Raw genomic sequence first — 24,268 nt, 5'->3', positions numbered from 1 at the left:
GTAATACAAATCATTTGAAAAAAAGCATGGAATAAAAAAAATCGATTCACTTTGTTAAAAGGAATCGATTTTTATTTTTTTAATCTTTTATTTTGGAAAGAGAAATTGCATTGATGCAATATCGCAGCCCACTAGGTTCGGGGCCGTCAGGAAAGACGTGTCCTAAATGGGCATCACAGGTATTGCAAACGACTTCAACTCTAATCATTCCGTATGATTTGTCGGCATGGTATGCAATGGCATTTTCTTTTAAAGGCTGAGTAAATGAGGGCCATCCCGTTCCTGACTCAAACTTCTCGGAAGCATCAAATAATAAAGTTCCACAGCATTTACATTCATAAATTCCGGGATCAAACAAACTGCAAAGTTCAGAACTGAAGGATCTTTCGGTACCTTTTAATCGGGTTACCTGAAATTCTTCAGGAGTTAAAAGCTGTTTCCATTCTTCCTCCGTTTTTTCTACTCTTTTTTCCGGTATCGGATTTCCTTTATTTGTAAAATGAATTACATCTGCCCATTTTATCATAACTTTTTCTTTTAAGTTTTCAGTTGTCAGTCTCAGTGAACTGAAAACTGATCACTAATTTATTCTTCCTCTTTCTGTCCCATCATCATTAAGTAGGCTTTTAGGAACGGATCTATATTTCCATTCATAACCCCATCCACATCGCTGGTTTCGTAGCCTGTACGAACGTCTTTTACTAGTTTATAAGGTTGCATTACGTAATTACGTATTTGTGAACCCCATTCGATTTTCATTTTTCCGGCTTCGATATCGGCACGTTGCGCTTGTTGTTTCTTTAATTCAATTTCATACAATTGAGAACGCAACATCTGCATAGCACGTTGTCTATTGTCCTGCTGAGATCTTGTTTCAGAACATTGAATCTGAATTCCGGTTGGCTTGTGTACTAATTGCACTTTGGTTTCGACCTTATTTACGTTTTGTCCTCCGGCACCACTGGAACGGGAAGTTGTAATTTCGATATCGGCAGGATTAATGTCAATTTCGATACTATCGTCAACAAGCGGATAGACATAAACAGATACAAACGAAGTATGACGCTTGGCATTACTGTCAAAAGGAGAGATTCGCACCAAACGATGCACTCCGTTTTCGCCTTTTAGATAACCGAAAGAATAATCGCCTTCGAATTCTAAAGTTACGGTTTTAATTCCGGCCACATCACCTTCCTGAAAGTTAAGTTCTTTGATTTTGTAACCGTAACTTTCTCCCCACATCATGTACATACGCATCAGCATTCCGGCCCAGTCACAGCTTTCTGTTCCTCCGGCTCCGGCTGTAATTTGTACTACGGCACTTAAACTGTCTCCTTCATCTGAAAGCATGTTTTTAAATTCGATGTTTTCAATATGAGCCTGAGTAGTATTGTAATGCTCATCTAACTCTGCTGCAGAAAGTTCGCCTTCTTTATAAAAATCATGCGCAAGTTGCAATTCATCAGTAAGTTCGATTGCTTTGTTGTAATCTTCGATCCATTTTTTCTTGTTTCGAAGGTTTTTTACAATAGCTTCAGCTTCTTTTGCATTGTTCCAAAAATCAGGTGCAAAAGTTTTTTCTTCCTCGTTCGCAATTTCGATTAGTTTGGCATCAACGTCAAAGATACCTCCTCAACGCACCAAGGCGCTCCACAATACCTTTTATTTGTTCGGTCGTTGTCATAAATTAATAGTAGTTTTATATGTTTTTTACAAATATTACGTTAATTTGGTTCTATCGTTATCGGGAAGTTAAAATTTACTGAAACTTACCAAAATTAACTAACAGTAATACGTAATTTTGCTGTACAAAAATAAGATATAGTTTTTAGAATATGGAAATAAATTTAATTAGCGATACCATTACTAAACCAACATATGAAATGTTGCAGTATATGTTTAATGCTCATGTTGGGGATGACGTATACAGGCAAGATCCTACAGTTATCGAATTAGAGACTAGAGTTGCTGAGTTTTTTGGTATGGAAGCCGGGCTTTTTTTTCCGTCTGGAACTATGGCAAATCAAACCGCAATTAAATTACATACACAGCCCGGAGAACAATTGATTGCAGATAAATATGCTCATGTTTATCATTATGAAGGAGGAGGAGTTTCGTTCAATAGCGGTGTATCCTGTTGTTTGTTAGACGGACATAGAGGGATGATAAATGCCAGTCAGGTTGCGGCAGCAATCAATGATCCTGAGTTTTATCACAGTCCGTTAACCAGTTTGGTTTGTGTAGAGAATACCACCAATAAAGGAGGTGGGGCTTGTTATGAATTAGAAGATTTAAGAGAGATAAAAAAAGTTTGCGATGCTAATAATCTGAAATTCCATTTGGATGGAGCCAGAATTTGGAATGCATTAGTGGCTAAAAGACAAAATCCAAAAGAATTTGGGGCAATTTTCGATACAATATCGGTTTGTCTGTCTAAAGGATTAGGCGCTCCAATAGGTTCTGTACTACTTGGAACGAAAGAAGATATTCGTAGAGCGTTGAGAATCAGGAAAATACTTGGTGGAGGAATGCGTCAGGTAGGATATTTGGCTGCAGCGGGATTGTTCGCTTTGGCGCATAATATTGAAAGACTGGCAGAAGATCACAGAAGAGCTAAAGAAATTGCGGCTGTACTAAGTACAAAATCTTGGGTTTCAGCAATAGAGCCTGTAGAAACGAATATTTTGATTTTTTCTTTGGCAGAAGGATATAGTGATCAGCTTTTGATTGAAAAGCTAAAACAAAAAAATATCTTAATAAGCTCGATGGGACATAATAAGCTTAGAATTGTCACACATTTAGATTACAAAGAAGTAATGCATACCTATGTAATTGAAACGTTGCAGAAATTCTGATGAAAGGGACTAAGGTTCTAAGATTCTGATTTAAAAAGTTTAAAAAAAAAATGCTGTCACTTTAGGACAGCATTTTTTTTACAAGTAGCCTTTAAAATCAGACCTTGGTTACTTAGTATCTGAGAACCTTAGTATCTTTAGTGCCTTTATTTAAAAAGATTATCCATTCCCGGAATCATTGGCATATCCATTTTGGCAACGGCATCCAATTCTCTTTCGTTTACGCTTGTTGCTTTTTCTATTGCTTTATTCAGAGTTACAATAAGGTAGTCTTCAAGTTGTTCTTTATCTTCTAATAAAGAATCATCAATACTGATTGATTTTACTTTTCTATTGGCTGTTAATGTTATTTTTAATAATCCGTCAGCGCTTTGTTCATCAATCAAAACGGTGTCTAAACGTTTTTTTGTATCTTCAATTTTTTGTTGGGTTTCTTTAAGTTTACCCATCATTCCCATTAAATCCATTTTAGTTGATTTTTAAATTATTCCGTACAAAATTAGTATATTGCTGTATGAAAGCAACATATATTTTATGAAAAAATTAATTTGGTTCTGTTGCGTTTATAGTATTTTTGCTGCTTCGTATTTAAAAACTAATGCTCAATCAATGCAAAACGATATAGTGGCCCCAATAGCCAAAGAAGTTCCAAAATCACTAAAAAAACATAAAGAAACCAGAGTCGATAATTATTTCTGGTTAAATGATCGCGAAAACCCTGAGGTAATTGATTATCTGAATCAGGAAAATGCCTATTACGAGAGTATGACTTCACATACAAAAGAGCTTCAGAGAGATTTGTATGAAGAAATGAAAGGAAGAATTAAAGAAGATGATTCCTCTGTTCCTTATTTTTACAACGGATATTATTACATCACCCGTTTTGAAACAGGTCAGGATTATCCAATTTTTGCCAGAAAAAAAGGTAGCCTTTCAGCAGCCGAAGAAATTTTATTCAATTGTAATGAAATGGCAAAAGGACATGCTTATTTTAAATTAGGAGGTTTAAGTATAAGTCCTGATAATAAATTTGCAAGTTTTGGAGTTGATCTTGTAGGAAGAAGAATTTACACGATTCAGTTTAAAAACTTAGAAACGGGAGAAATTTTACAAGATAAAATCGAAAATGCAACTGGAGGATCAGTTTGGGCCAATGATAATAAAACTGTTTTTTATACCAAACAAGACCAGGTAACTTTAAGAGCGGATAAAATTTTCAGACACAAATTGCATACAGATGCTGCAAAGGATGTTTTGGTTTTTAATGAAACTGATGACACTTTTAATGTTTCTGTGAGTAAAGAGAAATCAAGAAAATATATCGTAATTGGTTCCGGAAGTACCTTAACTACAGAATACAGAATTTTGAATTCTGATAACCCGGACGGGGAGTTTGAAGTGTTTCAGACCCGTGTTCGTGGGCTGGAGTACAGTATTTCGCATTATGAAGATTCATTTTATATTTTAACGAATAAAGACAAGGCAACTAACTTCAAGCTGATGAAAACTCCTGAAAACAAAACAGGAAAAAGGCATTGGGTAGATCTTATTCCGCATCGTGAAGATGTTTTATTGGAAGATATTGAAATTTTTAAGAACTATTTAGTGGTGGAAGAACGCTCAAATGGTTTGAATCACATTCGCATTATGCCGTGGAATGGTGAGCCCGATTATTATTTGCCTTTTGGCAGCGAAACGTATAATGCATATACCACAACAAATGTTGATTTTGATACGGATATTTTGCGTTACAGTTATCAATCGCTGGCAACACCATCTTCTGTGATCGATTTCAATATGAAGACTAAAACCAAAGAAGTTTTAAAAGAACAAGAGGTTTTAGGAGGAAAATTTGATAAAGAAAATTATATCGAAGAGCGTGTTTGGGCGACAGCCAGAGATGGTGTTAAAGTGCCTATTTCGATGATTTACAGAAAAGGGTTGGAAAGAAACGGTAAAAATCCGTTACTTCTTTATGCTTATGGTTCTTATGGAATCACAATGGATACTTATTTTTCTTCTACAAGACTTTCATTACTGGATCGTGGTTTTGTTTACGCAATTGCCCATATCAGAGGAGGAGAAGATTTAGGTAGACAATGGTATGAAGATGGAAAACTGTTAAAAAAGAAAAATACCTTTACAGATTTCATCGATTGCTCTAAATTTGTAATTAACGAAAAATTCACTTCTTCTAAACATTTGTATGCAGAAGGAGGATCAGCCGGAGGACTTTTAATGGGAGTTATCTCAAACGAAGCACCGGAACTGTACAATGGAGTGATTGCTCAGGTGCCTTTTGTAGATGTTATTACCACAATGCTGGACGACAGTATTCCGTTGACCACAGGAGAATATGATGAATGGGGAAATCCCAACAATAAAAAATATTACGATTATATGTTGTCGTACTCGCCGTATGATAATGTAAAAGCTCAAAATTATCCTAATATGTATGTTTCTACCGGATTGCATGATTCGCAGGTGCAATACTGGGAACCTGCCAAATGGGTAGCCAAATTGAGAAACTTAAAAACAAATAGCAATTTATTGTTTTTAGACACCAATATGGATGCCGGACATGGTGGGGCTTCAGGACGTTTTGAGGCTTTAAAAGACTTAGCAAAGGAATTTAGTTTTTTATTAGATTTAGAAAAAATTAAAAGCTAATTAGATTTTTTTTGTTAAATTTGCAACCTATCAAGGTTATTTTAAAATGCCTTTGATTAACTATTTTTTTATGAAAGAAGAAATAAACGCTTATAATAATGTTTTAGAATTAATAGGCAATACCCCCCTTATTAAACTAAATAAAATCACCGAAGAGTTAGAAGGTAATTTCTACGCAAAGGTAGAAGCTTTTAATCCAGGACATTCCTCAAAAGATAGAATAGCGTTATACATTCTTGAAGAGGCCGAAAAAAAAGGTATTCTGTCGCCAGGTGATACCATAATCGAAACGACATCCGGTAATACAGGTTTTAGTTTGGCTATGGTAAGCATTATAAAAGGTTATAATTGTATTTTGGCAGTAAGTTCAAAGTCATCGAAAGATAAAATTGACATGTTAAGGAGTTTAGGTGCAAAAGTTTATGTATGCCCGGCTCACGTTTCAGCAGATGATGAAAGATCATACTATAATGTAGCGAAACGTTTACACGAAGAAACAAAAGGTTCTGTGTACATTAATCAATACTTTAATCAGTTGAATATTGATGCACATTATAACTCTACCGGACCAGAAATCTGGGAACAGACAAAAGGCAAAATTACGCATCTTATTGCCTGCAGCGGAACAGGAGGAACGATCTCAGGAACTGCAAAATTCTTAAAAGAGAAAAATCCAAATATCAGAATTTTAGGTGTTGATGCTTTTGGATCAGTATTAAAAAAATACCACGAAACAAAAGAATTCGATAACAAAGAGATTTATCCGTACCGTATAGAAGGTTTAGGTAAAAATTTAATTCCTTCGGCTACAGATTTTGATATCATCGATAAGTTCATGAAAGTGACGGATGAAGAAAGTGCTCACTCTGCCAGAGAGATTACCAGAAAAGAAGGGTTATTTGTAGGATATACTTCAGGAGCTGTAATGCAGGCTATTAAGCAATACGCAGAAGAAGGAGAATTTACTAAAGACAGTAATATTATCGCTATTTTTCCAGATCACGGTTCTCGTTATATGAGTAAAGTATTCAGCGATGACTGGATGAACGAACAAGGCTTCTTTGACAGTGTCAATGAAGAAGAAGTTCAAAAAATTGAATTTGTAAAGTAGTACGGTAAACTGCTTTTCTAATATATTGCCTCATTCGTTTTGCGAGTGAGGCTTTTTATTTGTGAAATGTTCTAAAACTAAAGGGAATAAATAACGATATCCTATGTATTTAAAAAACATGTTTGGAGTAATAAAAAGCCTTCTTAAATATTTAAGAAGGCTTTTTGTTTTTTAGTGTTGTTTTTTTTGTTGTCCCGGTGCATAAGCTTTAGCACTTTTGCTTCCGGAGATTTTTTTAGCCTGCCCTGGTGGAATTTTACCGGAAGGAGTACTTTGTGTATGTACACTACAGCTTATTATGCTAAGGAGTAAAAAGACAATAACCAAAAGAATTACTGCAAATTTGGTATATTTTGATGTTTTCATTATTTGTTTTTTTAACTGCAAATATATTAAACTGTATGAGTTTTGTTATTTCTTCTTTGAAAGAATTTTGATCATTTCTGCAACATAAAGAGAAAGATGAAGGTTAATGTGTATACTCCCAATAGGACTAAATTGTGATAAATGGAAAAATATTTTTAGTTCTTCCCAACCTTTTCATTTAAAATGCACTCTATAGAAGTATAATCGTCTTTGAACGGTTTAAACTAAAAATAGTATCGTATGAAAAAGAAATTCACTTTAGAAATAGCCAACCCTTGTTCTGAAAATTTTGATAATATGATTCCCAATTCACAGGGCTCGTTTTGTAGTTCCTGTGCCAAGAATGTAATTGATTTAAGCCGAAAAACGAACTCTGAAGTGGCCAGGTTCATCGTAGAGAATAAAGATCAGAACATTTGTGCGCGATTAAAAACAACACAGTTAGAGGAGGAGTTTGTACACCAGGAGACTTCCAAAATGAATAATCTGAAGTATGCGGCAGTAGCAGCTTCTATTTTGCTGGCTTCAAATGTTACAGGACAGGAAAAAACTCCGGTTAAAACTGAAATAAATGAATCAGTACCTAAAAGTAATATTCTGGGCAAAATAGCCGTTAGTCAAACCGTTCAGGAAGAAATTTCGATAACGATCAAAGGGAAGTTGTTAGATGCAAAAACAAACAGGCCCTTAAACGGCAAGATCTACCCGAATCTAACCCTTAGTATTAATGACTCACAGCCTCCTATGAAAATCGATTCGAAAACAGGTGATTTTTCGATTACGTCCCTGGTTCCTAAAAAGGGTGAAGCACTTATGATTACAATCTCGAGCGGGGATTATTATTTATCCAAAACGATCCCTTTTGACCTTAAAAAAGTGAAAGGTAATGTTCTTCATCAAAATATAAAGATCAACACTGAGGAGTTGATTAAGGTTTATATTGCCGGAGGACTAGGCATTAATTATTCAGAAAAAAAAGTGATTAGAGAAAATTGATTGATTTGTTGTTTTTTTGAATAGAAAAAGCTCTGGGTTTCCAGAGCTTTTGGTGTTTATAGAAGATAAAATGTTTCGAGAAGTACTGATGGAACACTAATTTTCAAGATATTTGGCAAACAATGGTTTGTTCTTTTGGTACAAATCAAAAAGTTTACTAATATTTAGTACATCCAGATTACCTCTTGTGTTTTTATATAAAATATCCTGTTTTTGTGATTCCGGAGCATTCATGGCAGGAGATAAATCGCTGAAAATTTGAAGATTTAAATTTTCGAATAAAAAGATAACCTCTGATATTTGTTGTGACGAAACATCTAATGTACTATCTAATAGCTGTGTTTTTAAGGTAGATTTGCCCGTAGAATTAATTAAATTATATTTTATCACAGAATAAGTACGGCCATTATAATCAAGATCAAATTTTGCTTTTAAATAAACAGAATCAGTAGCATTCTTTTTGATGCTAGAAATGATAGCAGCATTCTTTGTCTGATCGTCTTTATCAAAAGTACTAATTTTAGCACTTTTAAAAACAGATGTAAAATTGATACTCTTACTGACGTCTAAAATAGTATTGTCATCGCAATTGTTATTATCTGTCATCGTAAAAAATCGCTGGTTAGCATCATCAAAGCTCCAGGTTTGGGTTTCATCGTATAATTTGTTGATATCTAAAAATTTGTTGGTACTTAATGTTTTCTGAATAAGGTTATTCATCAAAGCATTGCTTGTTTTCTGCCCATTTATTAATTGTAAAATTCTACAGGATCTGAAAGTCCACAAGATATCAGTAATTTTTTGTTGGTTTGCCAGATTATAAATGTACCATTTGTTATCTTTTTTTATGCAAGAAAGTAATGTAGGAAACTTAAAATCGATTCCATCTAAATCAGCAATAAAGTTTATAAAACACATCTCAAAACCTTCATGTTTGTAGGAGAGCTTATGCAAAAAAACTACTTTGCTTTTTTCTTTATTTAGTTTTTTTAAGGTATTAAAATGTTTCTCTTCATTAGGATTAAAACTTTTTTCTTCCAGATAATTATTCTTTAACCAGTCATTGTTTGTAGCAAAAAAGTAAGATTGGACTAATCCTTCTACAGTTGATCTATCTACTTTTGTAATATCATCAATTTTGTATTTAAAATTATCTGTGGAATTATAGATATGAAAATCGACAGTATTGTCTCCTGAATATTCTAAAACCAGATTTTGTCCATTTCCAGTTGTAAAGAAAAGAATGATTAAAAGAGTTAGATACTTTTTCATTTTGATTTGATTTTTAATATTAATAAAATTAGGATAAGCGGAATGAGTGAAAGATTAAAATACAAGTTCGCAACAGCATTCATTTTTTCAGAGCTAATATATTTTTTGTCTTCTAAAAAGGCAATACCATTGATGCTGTTTTTTAAGACGTTTATTTTTTCTACTTTTTGATGATAATAGCTATCTAATACATTTGAATTTACGTACTTACAAGTAATCTCCTGTTTAGTTTTGGAGTATAATAAATGTCCTCTGATTATAGTGTAATCCTTGAAAGTTGTGGATGATCCCTGATTTGAAGTTGCCTGAGTTTCAATATAGGCGGTATCGACTACAAAAACAGCATCTTTCAAATATTCTTTAGGATTGTACAATGCGATATAATTTTCATAATTTTCCTGAAAGGGTTTTTTTATATTTCCATCAATAAGGCCATGTACAGCCATTGTAGTGGTAACAATAAACGAAACAAGCAGATGTATTAATAATATGATCTTTATGATCTTATATTTTTTGAAAAAAATACTATTCTTTATTTTCATTTTAATTAAATTTTATAGTGTGTTCGTATTTGCCCCATTCGTGTGACCAACTTAAGCCAAATATATCAAATTTTGTAATAGGGCTAATTTCTAGAGGAATTCCATCTTCTACCAAAGGAAATGAACTCTTCCATTTTTTAAAATTAAATTCATATAATTTCGCTTTTGCTGAAGATTTAGCGGAAGCTTCTCCCGAAATACCTGGTACCTTTATTACGAATTTTGGGTTAAGCCCAACAGTTCCTTCAATCGCAAAAGTCGAAGGATGACCATAGGTCCAGGTTGAAGTTCGCATTTGAGGATTATCAACCCAATCTCTTGTTGTATTGGTCATTCCAATAGTAGCTGAAGTTTGGGCACCTACAAACCAGTATAAACCAAATTCAACCTTAAATTTGTGTCCAAAAAGCATTCTGTCAATTGAAGGTATAGCGCATCCTGGTACAGGCGCTTCGTAACCAATTTTAGCTCCTACTTCAAGTTTTGTGACACTTTCCGTTTCTTTATAATAAAGTCTGTTTGATTCCCCTTCTTTATTTTGAATGGTGTTTTGATAAGATACATCATATAAGATTCCTTTATCTCCCTCTCCTTTCGGACGATCCCTTCTATTGTAAACTCTGGTGCCCAGATAACGTGCCAGCTTCTCTAAGGTTTTCTTAAATTCGGCAATTTTTGATCCTTCAACCGCTAATGTATTAGAACTGTAATTGTGGTCAACCCATTTTACGTAAACATATTTATCTGTTGGATTTGGGTATCCTGCTGTAGAAGTTACATTAGTCAGCTCGTCTTTTTCTGAAACATTTTTAACAAATTGTTTTTTACCTGTAAAGGCTGGAAAAGGAGTACCATTTACAGTCCATTTTATAGACTCTTTATCAACTAATTTTTCAGCATAATTCGGATTGTTAACAAGTAAAAAAGTGGTTTCCTTTTTTTCATTTAGTAGCGAAGCCTTGTTTATATAATACAAAGTTTGTCCTGTTTTAGCAACTCTCTTAGGTTCATCTTTACTATTTAAACCTATGGCGTAAAGTTCTTTTGAACTGAAGGGTTTTCCTTCTTTTTTTGGTTCGGTAGTATTAGAGTTTTCAGTTGGCTTAGGAGGAGCATTTGTGTTGTTTGACGGAACTGGGGTCCCTCCCGTTGGATTTGTTGGGGTATTTGTCACTGGCGGAGTTGTGACATTTGAGACTGGCGGTGTTACTTCATTTGTTGGATTTGGAATAACAGCTGGGTCTTGACCAGAATTAGTTGGTACCTCTGTATTTTGAGTTATTTCAGGCTCATTAATTTCTTTTTGTAGTTCTGCTGCTTCTTTTTCAAAAGCTGCAGCAATATCATCAACTAATTTGTCACCATCAAGCATATTATCCCAGTTACCAGCATCATAACCAGCCACAATTTCACCCGAAATTAATTTGAAATCAGTATTAAGACCAATATTGTCAAAGGTAATTTTGATTCGGGTATTTTCGCTTAGGTTCCATTTTGAGTTGCCTTCACCATCTTTTGGGCTTAAGGCTTCAGCGGCATCAATGAGTTTTCTGAATTTTTCTAAGAAGGGCAGCGTTACATAACCGTCTCCTGAGAAGGTACCGTTGCTTCCTGTGGCGTGTAATACCACAATAGGGAAATCTCCCGCTGAAATTACATCATTTGGGAAAAGTTCCGGTAGTGGTGTTTGGTTGGTCAGATCTTTCGGATCGGGTTTGATACCACAGCCCTGAAATACAATCTCGTCTCTGGCAATGGTAGTAAATTCATATATTGAACTGTGAATATATTTGCCCACATCACAAGATGATCCTACGGTATATTCGTAGGTGGTGTTAGGCTTTAAGTTGCTAAGCGTAATATTTTCTCTTGGAGTTACGGCTTTGTACCATTCCGAACCGGAATTTTTCTCGCGATAGTTTACCTGATAGTCAAAGTTGTCGATGTTACCACTCCAGTTTATCTTGGCCTGATCCTGACCGATGCTTTCGGTTTTAATGGCAAGGGGAGAGGTACAAAACACTTCGTAAGTAAAGGCAAAGATTTCGGTATAACCGTTGTTTTTAAAAACCCCAATTTCTTCGGCCCCTAAAATGGCTTTTGCTTTGATGCGCCAGGCGTATTTTTTGCCGGGAATCAGTTGTGGTTCACTCATGCCATATTGCAGGGTAGTCATTTTGGTTGTGGTGGTGTACAGGGGTGGTGAGTAAGCAAATGCATTTTGCACCGGGGTGTAATTGTCCCAAATCTCGACTAATGAAAATTCGTATTCTACATTACTAACGTTGATGCTTCGCGGTGTCCAGTTAAAAACAATGTTCTGCAGGTTCTGCTGCATGATCGAAGCATTGTTTAAAGGCAGGTTCAGGAAGGGAGGTTCGTTTTGAAAAATAACGGTAGTTGTACCCGTTTTTCGAGACAGTTTTTTTCCTGTGGCAAAATCATATACTTCTACATAAAAGTTACTGATTCCTTCGGGTAAAGGCTGAGCATATTGATTTGGATTTAATCCCAGCAGGTTTTGAAACTGAAAATAGGGAGCCAGATCAACATTGGTTAATTGTAATGGAAATCCTCCTTCGAGATACAGTGGTTTTGCTCCTACAACAAAATCGTTGTTGCTGAACGAAACTCCATTGCCCTGAAAGTATATTTTTAATCGAACCTGACGATTGGAGATGGTTAAATCGTTGAGTAGCAATTGAATTTTAATGGGACTGTTTATGGTAGTCGCATCGGCATATTTGCTCAGGTAAATAGGTGATGGCTGCGTAATTTGGGTGGTAACCGAAATCGGGAAGGTTTGAGCAAATCCTTCAAATCCTATTAGGGAGCAGAGCAGCAGCAGGTACAGGTGTAAGTTTTTCAGCATTTTGGGTAATTGAATTTTATCCATTTTTTGTGAGATTAGCAGGTAGGTATTCACTCCTTTTATTTTTGAATATGGTTAAGATCGATTTCATCAATGTTTGCATTTTTGAGAGCGAGATCATGATAAAACGGTATCATTTTGACTTCGATAGCCGCTATTATTTCAGGACCGGATTTTTTTTCTTTTATCGATTTAAAAGCTTCTTCCATTTCTTCTGCACTAAAAACTACTGCAGCGGGATTTTGCTGTATTTCGGCAGCCGGCAGTTTGGTTAATGCTGAAATTTCTTTAAGCATCCATCGGTGGCGTGTAAGCTGATCGCGATTTTTGTTACTTCGTTCCACCAATTTCTGATAGGATTTGTAAGCTGTTTTATCGGTAATGTTTTCTTCATTCACACCATGCAATTTGTGGCTGTTTACTCTTCCTAAAGCCGATACATAAGCATTTTCCAGACTTGCATCTTTGTCTTTCATCTCTGTTTCTAATTTTTTGGCAGCTTCGAGCACATAATCTTTGTATTTTTTTACGTTTTCAGCTTCGATGTTGTAAGCTTCGAGATAATCTAATACTTTCTCTTTAAATTGTTTGTCATCCGGTGTAAGGGAAGCCAGTGTGAGTAAATGCTCTAAATTTGTACTTTCTTTTTCCGGTAATGGGTTTAGTGCCAATTGCATTTCTTTTAATTGAGCTGTAATCTGATCGCGTGTTCCTTCTAAAGCTTTTCCGTTAAGATTTATTTTCAGAATAGAAGTAAGGTTCATGTCTTCCTCTGTTCTTGGTTCTCTCTTCGGTCGCATTTTGATTTTGTCGAAAGAATACGAATAAGACAGTGTAGCAGTCATATCGTTGTTTTTACCGGTGGCTGTTTTATTGAATAGTGTGATGACACTCATGTTGAAATTGTGTTTTTCAAGATAAATGTAAGACCCGTTCAATCTGAAATTGAAAATATCGTTTTGCTTGCGACCATTGTTATAGCTGGTGTTGTAACTGGTCGAGGCATTGGCATTCAGTTTTTTATCAAAAAATAATTTGGAAGCGCCAACTGTTGGTCCGATAATAAAACTCTTTCCTCCATCCGTTTGTCCATAGGTATTGTTTATGGAACCGTTGAAACTTAGCTCTTTTTGAGGATAACCAAGAGAATAGGTTAGGGCTGAGTTGTAATAGGTAGAAGCTCCGCCTGCAATTGTTTTTCCTTGTTGTTGGTTTACGGCATCCTGCATAGAGAAATTGGCACTAATTGCTTTTTTAAGCTGTTTGTCATTTCTTAACAGATAATTTACAGTCAGACCTAAATTTTGGTTCACTTGTCTAAAGTTTAACGTATCTAAATACTCGTAATTTGAAGCCTGATTGATGTAGTCAAATTGATTACGGCTGTTGGTGAACGATTGAAAGTTAGAGTAGTTCAGGTTCAGGTTTAATTTTTGATTGGGTCTCAAATCGACATTAGCTGAGGTTACCAAACGTTTCATCTGGCTTTCTTTCTGCTTTTCTAAATTGTCTTTCTGAAGTCCTAAGTTTAAAGCAAGCGACACTTTATCTTTATACAAACTTTGGGTTGCATTAACGGTTACGTTTTCTAAATCGTTATTAAAATAGTATCCTCCAAAGGTTCTGTAGTTAGGGTCAATTCGTTCGTAACCTAATCCTAAAGTTCCTTTTCCGGCCGGGTAAGCCAATTGTCCTTTAAAGGCATTATAACTTGTGGTAGTGCTATTTCTACCCAATAGAAACGAGGAAACTCCTTTTGCTTTTCCATTTGCCACAACTCTTAAATCTTCAGTAATACTACTGCTGGCATATTCGGTAGAGACTTGTAGTTTTTGAAAAAGTTTAAAATTAGTTTCAAAACTGATGGCAGCATTTTCCTTTGGAGCGACATCCAGTTCAAAGGGTACAGGGTTGTTTAAAGAATTGATCTGATCCTTTGCCTTAAACAAGGTAAGTCCCAGGTTTATTTTCTCTAGGGAATAAGCGGTTTTAAATCCGTATCCAAATCTTTTGTAAGCAGGCAGAATATCCGGATAGGCTGAATCAAATTCGTTACTTTTTAATAATCGTCCGTACATCGCACTGATTTTAAATTTTCCCTGTGGGGTTAAATCCACTCCAAAACCGGTAAACTGATGACCACTCAGCGTGTAAGGGGAGAAGGTCATGCTGACATCTCCAATATGGGCAGTAATCCATTTATAGGAAGGATGTATGCTCAGACGATTCATTAAAACAGGTTTGTTGTACCCGAATTTTTGATTGGTATAGGAAAACGAAAGCGGAATGTTGTACAGATTGGCAATATTGAAATTGATGTTTCCGTTCAAAAAATAACTGAAGGGCTCTCGTGTGGCATTACCGGAATAGAATACAGTATTGGCTGATGCACCACCACTGACATTTATAAGTTTCGCTTTGCCTAGCTCCTGTACATTAAAGTTTTGCGAAAAAGCAAAGGTACCGGTGAAAAGCAGTAGTGTAATTAAAATTATTCTTTTTAAAATCATTCTTTATGGGCCATGGAAATCAAGATTGTTTTCTTGATTTCCATTAGTATTTGAAATTTATAATTTTTGCTTGCTGGATAAATTAGAGTTTACTGAATAATGATTTTTCTCAATTTACTTCCTTGCTGTGACTCGAATAACACGAAATATATTCCTGACGGAAGCCCGGTTAAACTAAAGTTGAACAGGTAATTGTCTTTGCCTTCCTGTGTTTTTGAATCTATCAGTAAGTTGTTGTTCAAATTATAAACCTTAACATGTGCCGGCATTACTTTATCCAGCAGTACATCTACAGTAAAAGCTCCTTTTGACGGATTTGGATAGATTTTCAGATCGAATTTCTTGAAAGTCTGATCGTCCGGGTTGTTTTCTTCATATTCTCCTTCAGTTACTAAGATTGACTTGGTTTGAAAAGCAGTACAGTTTCCTTTTTTAGTGTTCAGTGTAATGTCGTATTCACCGGCCTGACTGAAACTGATTTCGGCAAAATCTTTGTTTTTCGAGATTACGGTTGCATTGGCAGGAATTACCCATTCGATTTCATCGGCGTCAGGATTACTGATGTCAACAATTATGAATTTTTCGTTTTTGAATACCTGACTCGAGATGGCAAATTCAGCACTAATTGGGGTATTCTGACTTGAAATTTTGATGGTATCTGTAGCCTCACAACCCAATTTGTTGGTAACAACAACGGTATAATTTGCAGGTTCAGAAACGGTAACTATAGCTTTATTGCTCTTGAAACCTTTATCAGAGGTCCATGAATAGGTCGCTTTATCGTCATTAATTGTGGCATTAATGGTTAAGGTCTGATCAAAACATAAAGTCACATCTTCTCCGATATTAATAACATCTTTCGGTGGATTGACAATGGTGTAGGTATGATTGATAATACAACCTTTGCTGTCTGTAACGGCAACTTTATATTCTCCAGCCGAAGCATTCTTTAACACATTTGAGGTTTCACCGGTATTCCATAAATAAGTATAAGGCGCTTTTCCTCCTGAAGCGGTCAAGGTAATAGTCGCATCAGAACCGGCATAACAGGTTGGTATTTTAATGGTTTCGGCCGCTGCCAAATGAACAGGTGCTACAATGGTAATATTTTTTGTAACGGTACAACCGTGTTTGTCTGTGATTTTGACAAAATAATAACCCGGTGGTACATTTTTTATGGTAGCAGTTTGAGCACCTGTATTCCAGCTGTAGGTATACGGTAGTGTTCCTCCTGATGGGGTAGCATCAATAGTCCAGTCGTTGAAGTCTCCACAAAGAGTATAGTCAGCGGTAAGATTATTGTTGAGAACCTGAGGTTCAGTAACGATGAAAATTGGACTTGTAGCTTTGTTTCCATTTGAATCTGTTGCGATTGTATAGTACGAACCTTTTCCGATACCTGTTAGAGTAGTCGTTGTGGCCAATACGGTGGCATTGTTTTCTGCAAACCACTGATAAGTATAGCTTTCACCCGGTTTTAGGAATCCACCAATTGTAATAGGTTTCAAACTTCCGTTTTTATCTCCATTACATAAAACAACATTTTGTACTTCTACGCTAGTTTCTAGTAGAGGCGGTTCGGTAACTTGTAATAGCTGTGAAGTTAAACTACAGTTTTTAGCATCTTTGATGATAACATAGTAGTTTCCGGCTGCCAGATTTATTGCTGTGGCTGTGGTCTGATTCAATGCTGTACCATCGCTTTTGAACCAGTTATAGGTATATGTACCATTGGCTCCCTGTGCGGTTATGGCCAGAGATCCGTTGCTTAGTCCTTTTCCTGTAGCAGGAGTTGATACAATTTTGCTAATTATTAAAGCAGTTGGAGACGTAATTTTTACAGTCGCCTCTGTGCTTGTACATTGCTGTGTGTCTTGTACCTGAATGGTGTATTCTCCATTAGCTAAATCAGTAATAATGGTTTTTGCTCCGTTCGCGAAATTGGTCCAGTCTTTAACTAGGATTCCATTTTGGAAATAACGGGATCTGAATATTCCATTTCCTCCTGCTGCTGTGATAGCAATACTTCCGTTTGTATCTCCTAAACATTTTACAGGTTCGGGAACGGATGTAAAGGTTATATAATCCGGCTGAGTTATGATTATTGGAGTAGTGGTTACTTCAATTGCTTTTGAATCTTTTACAACAGCGTAGTAAGTACCTATTTTGGCATTGATGAGTTTGATGCTGTTTTCATTTGGCAATAAGGTATTGTTTCTGTACCAACTAATTTTTTTGGTTCCAAAACCTCCGGCTACGGTTGCTTCGAGAATGGCATTGTTGGATTCAAAGCAGGTCATGTCCTGAGTTTGTCTGATTGTGATGGTTAACGGATTATCGGTAAAGTCAAAATCAGCATATTTTGTACAGCCAGTTGCATCCTGAACGGATACATAATAGTGATCTTTGACTAAACCTGTAAAGTCGACCATTTTGGCTGCTGTATTTGAAATTGTTTTTAGAACTGTTATGTTAGCCAGCGCATCTTTAGTGTAGAGTTTATACTCAAAATTTGGTTTTCCTCCTATAATTTCAAAATGCAGTGCACCGTCATTTCCGTTTAGGGCTGTAGGGTTGATATAGGTAATTTTATCAACATCAAATCCAAAATCTGCCGGTTGTGTGATGATGATGTTCTCCAGAATTCCGATACAATGGGTTGCATCAGCTGAATTGTAATTGGCGTCACGAACTTCTACTGCATAATCGCCTTCAGTAAGGGCGTTTAAGGCTACTGGTGTAAAGTTTTCGTAAGTATTGGTGGCGGTATTTCTCTTTTTCCATTGATAGTTATAAACCGGAGCACCATTTACAATGAAAGGTGTTCCTCCGGTAACAGCTATTTGAATTGCTCCGTCTTGTCCCGCAAAACAACTCACGGGAGTTTTTGAGGTTAAGTTTACCGTAACGGCAGTAGGCTGTTTAAACGTTACGTCAATAGTATTAGAGTCTACATTCCCCACATCGGTAGCGGTAAGTGCATAGTCTCCGTCTGCTATGTTTTTAAAACTGGCTGTGTTTTGAACAATAGTTACGACAGTTCCGGTTGTTTTATTTCTTAGTTTATAAGTGTAAATTCTATCAATTTGGTTTTGTGCAAAAGTTGCTCCTCCGGTTGCAATAGCTTCTAAAGAGCCTACTAAACCGTTACATTTTGCCTGTAAATGAGTTTCGGTCAATACAGGTTTTGTTGGTTGTTCTATTGTATAACTGTTGGTGATCGTACATAGTTTTGAGTCGGTTATCAAAACGGTATAAACTCCTGCAGGAACATTGTTTAAGGCAGGACTATTAGTTCCTACTACCGTGTTCGAATTATTTTTCCATTGGTAGGTATATCCCGGAGTTCCACCCTCTACGGTAATTGCAATTTTACCGGTCGATAAACCAAAACCTGTTGTTGGTATAACCGTCTCGCTGCTGATGAAAAGAGATTTTGCTGGTTCAGTGATACCAACCGTTTGTACTTGTGTCTGACATCCGTTAGCATCACTTATAAATATGGTGTAGCTTCCGTTAGACAATCCTGAAATGATTCCGTTTTGGGCATCAACTGTTCCGCCACTTGCTACGATAGTGTACGGTTTTGAGATGTCGGCGAACTTAGTTCCTCCAACGATGTTTAACTGCACGGTACCATTATTTCCATTATGACAGGATACCTCCGTTTTGGTGTAGGTAAAGGCCAGTTTATCTGGTTGTGTAATGGTAAAAGTGTTTGTTCCAAAAAGAATGTTGTTTTGCTGATCTTTTACGGTAATAACATAATTTCCGGCTCCTAATTCTATAGCTTCCGAACTGGTTAAATCGTCTTTGGTACTTTCGGTATGTTTATGTTTTACTCCGGTTGTAGTATTTAACCATTCAAAAGTATAGGCTTTCACACCGCCTCGTACGACAGCCGTAAATATGCCTGGCTCATCGCCATAACAGGCAACATTTGTATTTGAAGTCTGTATGATACTGATGATCTCAAATTTGTCGGGCTGTGTAATTTTGTAATCTACCTGTGGAAGACTACAGCCATTTGCATCTCTAACGATCAAATGATAAGTACCAATAGCTAAATTTCCGATGGAAGAAGCTGAACCAATTATGGTTGGCGATGCATCTTTTGTCCACTCATAACTATAGTTAGGTTTTCCACCCGACACGGTTACCGTTATGCTACCATTTTGAGTTTCAAAACCGGTTAGGTCAACTAGGGTTGCACTTTCAATTTTTAATGGTGCAGCAGGCTGTGTGATAACTACAGGTACATTAAGTGTTGCAGTACAACCATGATCGGCCTGATCTTTTACGGTAACGGTATAACTTCCTATTGTAAGATTTGATATATCATCTGCCGTAGAGTAGTTCACACCGTTTTTAGTCCATTGTTGTGTATAAGGTCCGGTTCCTCCTGTGATAGTAATATCAATAGCACCAGTCGCGGCGCCATAACATAAAACATCAGTTTGCTTTGTTAATTTTACTATTAATTCATCTGGCTCGTTGAGTTTATAGTTGAGTTGTTCTGCTTTTGCAAAAGGACCAGCTGGTTCAGGATTTGCCGAATCGGTTACGGTAACGCTGTATTGACCAACACCACAATTTGTGATTTCCGATGCAGTTTCAGACGGAAGTACAATTCCATTTTTCTTCCACACATATTTGTAAGGTGCAATTCCACCTTTAGCAAGAGCAACCAATTTTCCGTTAGAATCTCCATTACATTTAATAAATTGGGTTTCTTTAATCTGAACTTCCAATAAGTCCGATTCGGTTACCGTATAGTCCTTTGTAACGATACATCCCGCATTGTCTGCAGCATTTGCGTTAGCATCTCTAATTTCTAAGCGATAAGTTCCTGCTTTCAGAGCTGTTATATCCCTTGTTGTTCTCGGAAAAGTCGGATCACCGGCACGGGTCCATTTGTATTGGAAAGCCAGAGTACCTCCTGCTGGATCAGCAGGGAATAGTATTGAACCGGTATTTTGATTAAAAATGGCTACATTTTTAATAGCTGGTGTTGGAACAACAATTGGATTAGGCTGGGTAATTTGGATATTGTCTAATCGTGCAGGGCAGCCATTTTCATCGGTAACGGCCACCCAGTAGGTACCAACAGGAACATTGCTCAGCCTTGAAGCTGTACTGCCGTTACTCCATAAATAACTATAAGCTCCGGTTCCTCCCGAAACAGTAACGTCTACGGCTCCGTCAGTTCCACCATTACAGGAAACATTACGGCGTTGCGCAGTTGAGTTTGTTATAGTAAGAACGTCTGCAGGTTCTGAGATGGTATAAACTATAGAGAAGATACTATTATTAGCATCGGTCACTTTTACGGTATAATTTCCTTTAAGAATTCCGCTTAGAGTTGCCGATTCTTTTCCGGGCATTTCAGTTCCGTTTAACAACCACTGAAATTTATAATTTGGCGTAGTAGTGTTTAGTGTTCCGCCACTTGCTACTACGGTTATACTACCAGTAGGCACTCCTTTACATTTAATGTTGGTCTGATCTTGCAAGACTACAGCCAGTGCTTTTAATTCAACGATTCCGCTTGGAATGTCACATCCTTTTGTATCTATTACTGTTACCTTGTACATACCGTTTCCTAAGCCAGTAGTAAGCCCTGCGCCATTAGTATTGGCACTAAAAGGCTGACCGTTTTTAGTCCATATGTAAGTATAGGGAGCAGTTCCTCCCGTTGCTGTTACGGTAATGGTACCGTCGGTTGCAACAGTTGATGTAGGTTGTGTTTGTGTTATGTTTGTGATGGCTAATGCCGCTGGCGGCTGCGTAATTTTGGTTATTACACCGTTGGAAAAAGTACAATTATTAACATCTGTTACGGTATACGAGTAATCTCCTTTTTTTAAGCCCGTTCTGGTTGCACCTGTACCACCGTCATTCCAAAGTACGGTAAGTGTACCGCTTCCTCCGCTCAGACTTACCCTAATTTCCCCATCATTACCATCAAAACAGCTAACGTCTTTTTTAGAAAGCACAGCGGATCCGATTTGAGGATTAGGCTCTAGTAACACTACTGGTCCCGAAGCTGGATTATTCTTACTATCGGTAACAATAACTTTATAATAACCGGCATTTTGTCCCGTGATACCAGGGGTTATGCTTGGTCCCGAAATTTTACTGGAGTTATTTCCGGCTGCATCACAGCTGTACCAGGTATAATTATATGTTCTGTCTATTGGTGTTACGCTATAAGGATAACCTCCAACAGCTGATGCGGTTAGGCTACCTGTTCCTCCCGGACACAATATATTAGTTGGTTTTGGCGTACTAACGACTAATTTTCCAGGTTCGTTAATTATGAAAGGAACATCAGCACTTCTACAAACCCTGTCTTTGTCTTTTGCATACATGACGTAGCTTCCGGCTGGCAGTGAAGTCCATGAAACGGGAGTATAAGGCTGCCCGTCTTTGAAAAAGAAATAAACGTAGTCGCCTGTACCTCCTTCAAAAATAACAGAAAACGTACCATTGGCTCTGCCATTTTCTGTTGTATTGGTATAACTCAAAGTACCAGCAGAAACTGTAATTGCTTTTGGTGTTGTGATTGTAATCGTTCTGGCTCCGTTAACTGCCGGTTGAGGGTCCGGAGCTTGAGAATACCCCAAGAAACTCATAAGAAGCAGTAGTAATAAGTAGATTTTTTTCATAATAATATGGTTGTTCGGGAATTTATTGTTCTGTGCAATCGAATTTGTCAACGATTTTAATGGTATGAGGTCCATCTTCCGTTATGGGTATGGTATGTGGATTTGTAAAAAGATGTTTTTGTGCCAAGGGTTCTCCGTCTAAAAGATAATAGTAGGGAGGGGTTCCCCCTGAGGCAGTGATCAATATTCCTTTTAGATCTGTGCTGCAAGCCGGCTGTACGGCCGTAGTCTTAAAAGTTAATGGGACTTTTTCATCAATCGTAAAAGGATCTGTAACGATAGCACTTAACCCTACTTGTTGACCATTATCGGCAGTACTTTGCGCCTGATATTTTATAGTGTATGTCCCCGCCGCTATTCCATTCCAGGTGTAGGTTTTATTTTTAGTTTCTTCTTCTGATGCTTTAATACTTTTGATAAAACCAGTATCCGGTGCCACCGGATTGACGCGGAACAGATTAAATAGAAACTGATCGTCTTTTTTTAGCAGTGATTCAAACTTTAGAGTAGCACTTCCGGTAGCTGTATTAGCACATTCGACCGCAGTTGTAGTTGGTTTTTTTTCTGCCAACTCAGGCGAACAGCCGATAATACCGTAGGTAACTATATTAGTAAACTGCGTCTGATAGCCAGTTCTAAAATGAATTGTAGTTTTTCCATTATAATTCTCAAGCTCTGATATTTTGAATGAAATAGACGGATAGGATTGAAAGTCACTTGGGAAATTAGCCCAATTTTGACCGTCATAACTATATTGCCAATTGAAACCATTTTCAAAATTGATTGTTTCGTTAACACAATAGCTAGTTTTAGAGCTTGTATTTGTCAGATGTAATAAAAGTATTGATGAGGAAGCAAAGCATCCAGAAAAAAAAGTGACATATTGAGGTCCATTTGTTTCAATGAAAGTATTCTTTTCAATGTAGCAGTCCTGATGCATACTAAAACAACTAAAATCTATCCTTTTCGTTACCGGATCAGGTGTTGCATAGAAAAAATCAGTTTGCGATATTGGTTGATACGTACCATTAGGGAATAAATTTAAACTATTACCCAAAAAAAAGATATCATATGATCCCTGAGTTTGCTCACGTTCAGTTCTAGGCTCCAAATCGGTATTGATAAGTAGTCCGTACTCGGTTTGAGCTTGCAGGGTCATTGATGCCATAAATAATATCAGATAGAGTAATGTTCTATTCATTTTAGATAGTATTTTATAGTTAGTTTTCAATACAATTAGAAGCATCAACAACGACTACTTTGTGCCCGCCGTCTGCTGTAATTGGGATTTGGTGATAACCGGAAAATCCAACTTTTTTAGGTACTGTCTGGCCGTTTACAACTTCGGTCTGATCGTCTAAAATGTAGAAGTACGGACTTGTTCCACCGGCCGCATGTATTTCTATGAAGCCTCGGCTGTTACTGCATTCAGGTTGTATTGCCGTTGCCCAAAAAGTTAAGGCTGTATTTTGTCTGATTTCGAAATTTGTTACCGCTGACAAAGTAGAAGGCGTACCGTTACCAAACTGTGTTTGAAATTTAAATTGGTACTGTCCCGGAGGGATATTTTTCCATTTGTAACTAAGTGCAGACACTTTTTCTACATCAGGATCATTTGAAGTTGCATCAGTAATAAAAGTACTGCCTACAGCATTGCGATTGAAAAGGTATTTTTCGCCCGGTTCCAGAGGTCTGCTAAAAGTAAAAGTTACGCTGCCATTGCTGTAACTGCAAGTGGTATAGTTTGGGTCGGAGGTAGCAGAAAGTTTAGGAGAACAAGGTATAATATTGTAAGTAACAACATTAGAATATACATTTTCATCAGGTGCACTTGGGTCGGAGTCAATTAAAACCCTGAAAATGATAGTTCCCGTATAATTGTTTAAAGCCGGATAATTGGCTTTGACAAATTCAAAGCTTTGATTGGGTGTGGTAGTAATGTTCATAGGAGTGAAATTAATACCATTAGTACTGTATTCCCATGAAAAACGATAGGGTCCCGGGCAGCTTACCGCGGTAAGTGTTTTTTTATCGCAAAACAAGTTGGTATGTACGGTTGGTTCAGGTAAAACGGCATTGGTTATTCCCCAAAAACAATCATTCATGTTAATTGTACTCTGTTCATAACAGGCCATAGGGTCACGCCAGGCACAGCCAAAACTGGTATCGGCTATCGAAATTAGTTCAACATAGGTTGGAGGGACATTAAATACATGATAATCTCCAAATTCCGCAACTGGTGCAATGTAGGTGTTGCCGGACATAAAGAAATAAGACTGTAATGCAGCGCATTCATTAACACAGCTTCCCATACTATGACGGACGATGTACAGTTTTTGCGAATAAGTCTTATTGCCAGATAAGAGTATTACAGTGAATAAAAAAAGATATATTATTTTTTTCATA

At 36.8% G+C, this 24,268-nt stretch carries 15 protein-coding genes; 4 read left to right on the top strand and 11 right to left on the bottom strand.

What is annotated here, in order from left to right; genetic code table 11:
- Positions 1-79: 79 nt before the first annotated feature.
- Together msrB and prfB are read right to left on the bottom strand one after the other, a co-directional pair.
- Positions 80-526, bottom strand: a complete 447-nt coding sequence (gene msrB / locus BHE19_RS08445; RefSeq protein ID WP_070906710.1) for a peptide-methionine (R)-S-oxide reductase MsrB — start codon at positions 524-526, stop codon at positions 80-82.
- Positions 527-585: 59 nt separating this feature from the next.
- Positions 586-1,684 (bottom strand): peptide chain release factor 2 gene (gene prfB, locus BHE19_RS08440; protein ID WP_123923490.1). Its coding sequence is split into 2 segments (ribosomal slippage): positions 586-1,620 and positions 1,622-1,684, totalling 1,098 coding nucleotides; the frame shifts between segments, so codons are not numbered across the junction.
- A 151-nt stretch (positions 1,685-1,835) separates the two neighbouring features.
- On the opposite strand from prfB, the gene BHE19_RS08435 reads away from it, so the two are divergent.
- Positions 1,836-2,855, top strand: coding sequence for a threonine aldolase family protein (locus tag BHE19_RS08435; RefSeq protein ID WP_017498347.1), 1,020 nt, complete (start codon positions 1,836-1,838; stop codon positions 2,853-2,855).
- 146 nt (positions 2,856-3,001) lie between these two features.
- Here the strand turns inward: BHE19_RS08435 and BHE19_RS08430 are convergent, their stop codons facing one another.
- Positions 3,002-3,322 carry a YbaB/EbfC family nucleoid-associated protein gene (locus BHE19_RS08430; RefSeq protein ID WP_017498214.1) on the bottom strand — a complete coding sequence of 107 codons (321 nt, stop codon included), beginning with the start codon at positions 3,320-3,322 and terminating at the stop codon, positions 3,002-3,004.
- Positions 3,323-3,389: 67 nt separating this feature from the next.
- Between BHE19_RS08430 and BHE19_RS08425 the strand changes: the two genes are divergently transcribed.
- Both BHE19_RS08425 and BHE19_RS08420 read left to right on the top strand, forming a co-directional pair.
- Entirely contained in the window at positions 3,390-5,525 is a 2,136-nt protein-coding gene (locus BHE19_RS08425; protein WP_070906709.1) for a S9 family peptidase, read from the top strand.
- Between the two features lie 70 nt (positions 5,526-5,595).
- Positions 5,596-6,636 (top strand): PLP-dependent cysteine synthase family protein, encoded by a 1,041-nt coding sequence (locus BHE19_RS08420; RefSeq protein ID WP_026110163.1) that lies wholly within the window; start codon positions 5,596-5,598, stop codon positions 6,634-6,636.
- A gap of 171 nt (positions 6,637-6,807) precedes the next feature.
- Here the strand turns inward: BHE19_RS08420 and BHE19_RS08415 are convergent, their stop codons facing one another.
- Entirely contained in the window at positions 6,808-7,002 is a 195-nt protein-coding gene (locus BHE19_RS08415; RefSeq protein ID WP_017498217.1) for a hypothetical protein, read from the bottom strand.
- A gap of 240 nt (positions 7,003-7,242) precedes the next feature.
- Between BHE19_RS08415 and BHE19_RS08410 the strand changes: the two genes are divergently transcribed.
- Complete coding sequence (locus BHE19_RS08410; protein ID WP_070906708.1) at positions 7,243-7,998, top strand: hypothetical protein; 756 nt, start codon at positions 7,243-7,245, stop codon at positions 7,996-7,998.
- Between the two features lie 96 nt (positions 7,999-8,094).
- Here the strand turns inward: BHE19_RS08410 and BHE19_RS08405 are convergent, their stop codons facing one another.
- The 7 genes from BHE19_RS08405 to BHE19_RS08375 all read right to left on the bottom strand — a co-directional run bounded on the left by BHE19_RS08405 (position 8,095) and on the right by BHE19_RS08375 (position 24,267).
- Positions 8,095-9,270 carry a hypothetical protein gene (locus tag BHE19_RS08405; protein WP_070906707.1) on the bottom strand — a complete coding sequence of 392 codons (1,176 nt, stop codon included), beginning with the start codon at positions 9,268-9,270 and terminating at the stop codon, positions 8,095-8,097.
- Complete coding sequence (locus BHE19_RS08400; RefSeq protein WP_123923488.1) at positions 9,267-9,812, bottom strand: hypothetical protein; 546 nt, start codon at positions 9,810-9,812, stop codon at positions 9,267-9,269. Before BHE19_RS08400 ends, BHE19_RS08405 begins: the two co-directional genes overlap by 4 nt.
- Before the next feature lies 1 nt (position 9,813).
- Positions 9,814-12,708 (bottom strand): fibronectin type III domain-containing protein, encoded by a 2,895-nt coding sequence (locus BHE19_RS08395; RefSeq protein WP_070906705.1) that lies wholly within the window; start codon positions 12,706-12,708, stop codon positions 9,814-9,816.
- A gap of 35 nt (positions 12,709-12,743) precedes the next feature.
- Complete coding sequence (locus BHE19_RS08390) at positions 12,744-15,194, bottom strand: porin family protein (protein ID WP_070906704.1); 2,451 nt, start codon at positions 15,192-15,194, stop codon at positions 12,744-12,746.
- Positions 15,195-15,283: 89 nt separating this feature from the next.
- Positions 15,284-21,862 carry a T9SS type A sorting domain-containing protein gene (locus tag BHE19_RS08385; protein ID WP_070906703.1) on the bottom strand — a complete coding sequence of 2,193 codons (6,579 nt, stop codon included), beginning with the start codon at positions 21,860-21,862 and terminating at the stop codon, positions 15,284-15,286.
- A gap of 22 nt (positions 21,863-21,884) precedes the next feature.
- Positions 21,885-23,063 carry a hypothetical protein gene (locus BHE19_RS22605; RefSeq protein WP_123923486.1) on the bottom strand — a complete coding sequence of 393 codons (1,179 nt, stop codon included), beginning with the start codon at positions 23,061-23,063 and terminating at the stop codon, positions 21,885-21,887.
- 19 nt (positions 23,064-23,082) lie between these two features.
- Positions 23,083-24,267 (bottom strand): hypothetical protein, encoded by a 1,185-nt coding sequence (locus tag BHE19_RS08375; protein WP_123923483.1) that lies wholly within the window; start codon positions 24,265-24,267, stop codon positions 23,083-23,085.
- Position 24,268 lies beyond the last annotated feature (1 nt).

The sequence above is a fragment of the Flavobacterium tructae genome, from assembly GCF_001853485.1.
GTDB lineage: Bacteria > Bacteroidota > Bacteroidia > Flavobacteriales > Flavobacteriaceae > Flavobacterium > Flavobacterium tructae.
This window is presented reverse-complemented; position numbering and strand designations above follow the sequence as displayed.